Origin of the sequence: Sciscionella marina DSM 45152 (assembly GCF_000379465.1) — a bacterium.
Classification (GTDB): Bacteria; Actinomycetota; Actinomycetes; order Mycobacteriales; family Pseudonocardiaceae; genus Sciscionella; species Sciscionella marina.
In genome coordinates this window covers 446,499-453,413 of sequence record NZ_KB905425.1, presented here as the reverse complement: position 1 = coordinate 453,413, position 6,915 = coordinate 446,499, and the positions used below count along the sequence as shown (strand labels likewise).

Here is a 6,915-nt window from a genome sequence, read left to right as displayed (position 1 = left end):
AGTTCCAAACCCATACCAACCCACTGCGAACCCTGACCCGGAAACACCATCAACACCCGGCTCGCTGCGACCGAACCCGAACCGGTCAGCGCGGATTCCGCACCCGCAGCCAGGCCCTCCAGCCCAGCCAACAACTCCCCACGATCCCCCGCCACCACCACACCACGATGCGCGAACTCCGCCCGCCCGGTCGCCAACGAATAGCCAATATCCGCCACCGAAAACTCCGGATGCACCCGCACACACTCAGCCAACCGCGAAGCCTGACCCCGCAACGCCTCCCGAGTCTTCCCAGACACCACCACCGGCACCGGACCAGCCCCGGTCGCGGTTTCGGCCTCGGTGGCGCTCTCCGGAGCCTGCTCCAAAATCACATGCGCATTCGTCCCACTAATCCCAAACGACGACACCGCACCCCGGCGCGGGCCATCGGAGGTCCACGCACGGGACTCCTGCAACAACTCAACACCCCCACCATCCCACTCAATCTTCGCCGACGGCCTCGACGCGTGCAAAGTCCTCGGCAGCAGGCCCGCTCGCAGCGCCTGCACCAGTTTGATCACCCCACCCACACCCGCAGCAGCCTGAGCATGCCCCAGATTCGACTTCAACGAACCCAACCACAGTGGACGCCCCGGCTCGCGATCCTTGCCATACACCGCCTGCAACGCCTGAACCTCAATCGGATCCCCCAACGCAGTACCAGTCCCATGCGCCTCCACCACATCCACATCCCCAGCACCCAACCGCGCATCCACAAGCGCAGCCTCAATCACCCGCTGCTGGCTCGGTCCGTTGGGCGCGGAAAGACCATTGGAGGCGCCATCGGAATTCACCGCGGAACCACGCACCACCGCCAACACCTCATGACCGTTGCTCACCGCATCGGAAAGCCGCTCCAACACCAACATCCCGACACCCTCGGCCCAGCCGGTGCCGTCGGCTTCCTCGGCAAACGCCCGGCAGCGGCCATCCGGGGAGAGTCCGCGCTGGCGGCTGAAGTCCACGAAGACCTCGGGGGTGGACAGCACCGTGACCCCACCGGCCAGTGCCAACGTGGCTTCCCCGCGCCGCAGCGCCTGCGCCGCGAGGTGCAGCGATACCAGCGAAGACGAGCATGCGGTGTCCACCGACATCGCGGGTCCCTCGAGCCCGAGGGTGTAGGCGATCCGGCCGGTGAGCACGCTCGCCGCGCTGCCGTTGCCGAGAAACCCTTCCAGCTCCTCAGGAATCTCGCGCAGCCGCGCCGCGTGATCGTGGTACATGATCCCGGCGAACACTCCGGTGCGGCTGCCCTTGAGGCTGTTCGGGTCGATCCCGGCATGCTCGAGGGCTTCCCAGGCGACCTCCATCAGCTGGCGCTGCTGCGGATCCATCGCCACAGCCTCACGCGGAGAAATCCCGAAGAACTCCGCATCGAAGTCCAGCGCATCGGGCAGAAAACCTCCGTTGCGCACATACATCTTGCCCGGCACATCCGGATCCGGATCATAGAGCGCGTCCAGGTCCCAGCCCCGGTCGTCCGGGAACTCCCCGATGGCATCCACGCCCTCGGCGACCAGCCGCCACAGGTCGTCCGGACCGGCTACCCCGCCCGGGAATCGGGCACCCATGCCGACGATCGCCACCGGTTCCCCAGCGTCCTGCACCACGGTGGCCGGTGTGCGGACTGCCGCGCCGCCCCCGGACTCCTCGGCGAGGTGGCGGGCCAGCGCGGCCGGATTCGGGTAGTCGAAGATCAGCGTCGCGGGCAACCGCCGGTCCAGCGCGGTGCCCAGCCGGTTGCGCAGTTCCACCGCGGTCAGGGAATCGAAACCCAGTTCGGTGAACGCCTGATCGACCTCGACGGCGTGCGGCGCGGCATGCCCGAGCACCGCGGCCACATGCTCGCGCACCAGATCGATCAGCTGGTCCGGTGAGCCGTGCTGCTCGGCCACGGGAGCGTCCTCGGCCACCGCCGCGATCCGGGGTTTCGCCCCCGCCAGGCCGCGCAACAGCGGGGCGCCACCATCGGTCTCGACCTTCGCCCGCACCGCCGGATGATCCAGGATGATCGGTGCCACAACGGAATTTCCGGTACGCAGCGCCGCATCGAACATCGCGAGCGCTCGCTCGGTCGGCAGCGGGGCGAGCCCGGAACGCCGCAGCCGCGCATGATCAGCCTCACCGAGCCGCGCGGTAAGCCCACTCGCCTGCTCCCACAGGCCCCACTGCAGGGAAAGCGCGGGCAGACCGTGAGCACGGCGGTGCTGGGCGAGCGCGTCCAGGAAGGTGTTCGCGGCGGCGTAGTTCGCCTGACCGGCGGCCCCGAGCAGCGCGGCGGAGGAGGAGAACAGCACGAAGGCGGCGAGCGGCAGATCCTTGGTCAGCTCGTGCAGGTGCAGCGCCGCATCGACCTTCGGTGTCAGCACCGTGGACAGCCGCGTCCGGGTGAGCGAACCGAGCACCCCATCGTCGAGGGTCCCCGCGGCATGCACCACCGCGGTCAGCGGCCGGTTCTCCGGTATGTCGGCGAGCACCGCGGCGAGCGCATCCTTATCGGCCACATCGCAGGCGACCACGCTGACCTCGGCACCGAGCGCGGCGAGTTCCGCGTCCAGTTCTCCCTCGCGGGCGCTGCGCCCGAGCAGCACAAGGTGCCGGATCCCGTGCTCGCACACCAGATGCCGGGCGAGCGAACCACCGAGCACCCCGGTGCCGCCGGTGATGAGCACGGTGCCTTCGGGATCGAGGCCCGGAACGTCCACTGTGGACGGATGAGCGTCCGTTGTGGACAGCCGAGGAATGAAAGCCCTGCCTTCGCGCAGTGCGAGTTCGGTCTCCCCTTCGGCCACCGCCGCGGAAACCGCTTCGGCGAGCACGGTCCGGCTTGCCGCGCTGTCATCGGTGTCCACCAAAAGGATCCGGCCGGTTTCCTCATCCTGCGCGGCGCGCACCAATCCGGTCACCGGGGCATGATCGAGACCGGGAACGGTGTCCGCCGCATCGGTCGCGAGCGCCCCGGTGGTCAGCACCACCAGCCGGGAGTCCGCGGTCCTCGGCACCCGCAGCCAGGCATTGAGCAAGTCGAGCACGTCGCCGGCGGCCGCATGCGCCTCCCTCGGGGCGACCGGGGCCAGCACGAACTCCGGCAGCTCGGAAAGCAGCAGGGCGGGCAGGTCCGGGTGCGCGGGCGCATCCAGTTCCGGGACCGGCGCGCCCAGCACCGCCCAGCTTGCGCCGGGTTCGTCCGGCCGCGACCGGCTCAGCGGCACCCAGCCGGTGCGGTACAACGCATCGGCCACCGCGGATACCGGACGCAGGCTCAGCGATTCCACGGTGGCGATCGGGGTCCCGTCGTGCCCGGCCACAGTCAGCGCCACCGTGTCCGTTCCGGTCTTGGTCATCCGCACCCGCGCGCGGCGCGCACCCGTGGCGTGCACGGTGACCCCGCCGAAGGAGAACGGCAGCCAGGCGCGGCCATCGCTGCCGAAGGCGCCGTCGAACAGTTCCAGTGCGTGCAAAGCGGCATCGGAGAGCACCGGATGCAGGGCGAACCCATCCGGGGCGCCGTCCGGCAGCACGAGCTCGGCGATCACCTCGTCCCCGCTGCGCCACGCGGTGTGCAGCCCACGGAACGTGCGCCCATAGTCCAGTCCGGTCTCGGCGAGCGCCGCATAAACCGCATCGGCGGCCACGCCCACCGTCTCCGGGCGCGGCACCTCGGGCCCCGGCGGGAGCGGCGCGACGGCCAGCGTCCCGGAAGCGTGCTTGGTCCACGGGCCGATGTCCTCCTGGCGCGCGTGCACTGCAAACCCACGGTTGCCCTCGGCGTCCGGTTCGCCCACGGTGGCCTGCACGGTCATCCCGGCCGATTCCGGCAAGACCAGCGGGGCGTGCAGGGTCAGCTCGGCCACGGTGCGCGCACCCACGTGGCCACCGGCCTGCACGGCAAGCTCCAGCAACGCGGTGCCCGGCAGGATCGCGGCCCCGCGCACCCGATGCTCGCCAAGCCAGGGATGGGCAGCAAGAGCCAGCCGCCCGGTCAGGGTGAGCTCGTCCTTCGCCGCATGCGCGAGCACCGCGCCGAGCAGCGGGTGTTCCGCACTGGATTGCCCCACCTCGCGCGGGCTCCCGGCTGTTCCGATGCCAGGCAGCCAGAAGCGCTCCCGTTGGAAGGCATAACCGGGCAAGCACACATCCCGCACGTCGCGGCCGGAGTAGACCGCGCGCCAGTCGAGCTCGAGCCCTTGCGCGAAGAGCGCGGCCAGCGCTTCGGGCACGGTTGCGGCCTCGGTCGGGGCCACGGTGGCGACCGGGGAACCGCCCAGCTCCAGTACGGCCCGCACCTGGTGACGCTCGGACCATGCGGGGCAAGGCACCGTATTCCGTGCGCCGAGCCCGGCCCAGTGCCCGGCGTCGGCCAGCGTCCCGGCGTCCACCGGTTCCCCGGTGCCGATGTCGAGCACGGAGGTGGCCGGGCGGTCGAACGACAGCGCCCTGGTCAGCCTGCGCAGCTCGGCCGCGCCCGCACCCCGGGCGATCGTCCCGGCCAGCGCGCAGGCATCCGCGAGCGAGAGCACCCCGGCCACATGCGCCGCGGCGAGTTCACCGATCCCGGTCCCGGCGACCAGATCCGCGTGCCCGCCCCAGGATTCGAACAGCCGGTACAGCGCGACATCGCAGGCGAATGCCGCCGCGTCCGCGTACTCCGGCTGCTCGAGCTCGGGGGCCTCGGCAAGCAGCGCGCCGAGCAGCGGGGTCGCCAATTGCAGGTTCAGTTCCGCGCACGCCTCGCTGAGCGCCGTGGCGAACACCGGGTACGCCCGGTAGAGCGCACCGCAGGCACCGCGCGGTAGCTCGCCACGCAGCAGCACGGCAAGCCCGCCTTCGGTGCCGCGTCCCCGGATCACCCCCGGCGCGTCCTCCCCCGCGGCGAGCGCGCGCAGCTGGGCCCGCGCCGATTCGGGGTCCTCAGCCAGCACCACCGCGCGGTGCCGCAGCGCGGCACGGGTGGTGCCCAGCGCGGCGCCGAGGTCCGCGAGCGGGTACCGGTCCACGTACTCCACCAGCGCGGCGGCCTGCGCGCGCAGCGCCGCTGCGGTGTGCGCGGTGACCGGCAGCGGCCACGGAGCGGGAAACGTGACCGGTTCTTCCGACGCTGCTTCCACCGGGGCTGATTCGAGAATCACGTGCGCATTGGTGCCACTCATCCCGAACGAAGACACCCCGCCACGGCGCGGATGGTCGGTGGCCGGCCACGGGCACGCCTCGGTCAGCAGCGCCACCCCGCGATCGGCCCAGTTCACGTGCGGGGTCGGCGTCTCGACGTGCAAGGTGGCAGGCAGTGTCCCGGCCCGCATGGCCAGCACCATCTTGATCACCCCGGCCAGGCCCGCGGCCGCCTGGGTGTGCCCGATATTGGACTTGACCGAGCCGAGCAGCAGGGGTTGCTCCGCGGGACGGCCGCTGCCGTAAACGGCTTGCAGTGCGTTCGCTTCGATGGGATCCCCGAGCAGGGTCGCGGTGCCGTGCGCCTCGACGGCGTCCACCTCGGCTGCCGGGATTCCGGCGTCGGCGAGCGCTTGCTCGATCACCCGTTGCTGGGCCGGTCCGCTCGGCGCGGTGAGCCCATTGCTTGCCCCATCGGAGTTCACCGCGATCCCGCTGACCAGCGCGAGCACCCGCAACCCCCGCCTGCGTGCCTCGGAAAGCGGGGCCAGCACCACGGTTCCGGCCCCCTCGCCCCAGCCGGTGCCGTCCGCGTCGGCGGCGAAGGCCCGGCAGCGGCCGTCCGCGGACAACGCGCGCTGGCGGCTGAACGAGAGGAACCCGCCAGGGCTGGACATCACCGCTACCCCGGCGGCCAGCGCGAGCGCGCACTCGCCCCGGCGCAGGGCCTGCACCGCGAGATGCAGCGCGACCAGGGAGGACGAGCAGGCAGTGTCCACGGTGACCGCGGGTCCCTCCAAACCGAGGGTGTACGCGATCCGCCCGGACGCGACGCTGCCCGCGGTGCCGATGTCCAGGTATCCCTCGGCGCCCTCGGCTTCTTCCAGCCGCGGTCCGTAGTCCTGTGCTTCGGCGCCCACGTAGACCCCGGTTCGGCTGCCCCGCAGCTCCGCCGGATCGATGCCCGCGTCCTCGAGCGCGTGCCAGCCGCTTTCCAGCAGCAGCCGCTGCTGCGGGTCCATCGCCAGGGCCTCGCGCGGATTGATGCCGAAAAACGCCGCGTCGAACTCGGCGGCATCGTGCAGGAAACCGCCGCGCCGGGTGTAGGTGGTGCCCGGCCGGTCCGGGTCGGCGTCGTAGAGCGCCGCCAGATCCCAGCCGCGGTCGGTGGGGAACTCGGAGGTGGCGTCGCGGCCTTCGGCGAGCAGCTCCCAGAACTGTTCCGGGCTGGCGACTCCACCAGGGAAACGGGTGCTCATCCCCACGATCGCGATCGGCTCCCCCTCCGCGGCCGCGACCGGTGTCACGCTCGGTTCTTCGGTGCTCTCGCCGAGCAATCGGCCGCGCAGGTATACCGCGAGGCTGGCCGTGTTCGGGTGGTCGAAGGCCAGCGTCACCGGGAGTTCCAGTCCGGTGGCCTCGGTCAGCCGCGCGTGCAGGGCGACCGCGGCGACCGAGTCCAGTCCCAGTTCCAGAAAGGAGCGGTGCTCGTCGACACCGGCCGCCGGCCAGTCCTCGAGGACCGCGGCAAGGTGTGCCCGGACGAATTCACCGAGGACACGAGAACGGTCGTAATCGGAAAGACCCCCGATGTCCTGGATGGGGTTCACCATTTTTTTCCTCGTCCTCTCGCAATCATTTTCGCGAATGGATCGGCTGAACTCGGCTCGCACACGGACTGGGGCGAACTCACCTGGATAGGACCGAGAATTCCCGCACCTTGCTGGCAGGCTACCGAGCCCTGCCGACCCTCCCCACCCCTAG

The 6,915-nt window shown here is 70.9% G+C and carries 1 protein-coding gene; it reads right to left on the bottom strand.

All coding sequences use genetic code 11. The features are described from left to right. The coding region (locus tag A37U_RS53245; protein WP_420806275.1) for an SDR family NAD(P)-dependent oxidoreductase at positions 1-6,761 on the bottom strand (6,761 nt) is incomplete at its 3' end. Positions 6,762-6,915 lie beyond the last annotated feature (154 nt).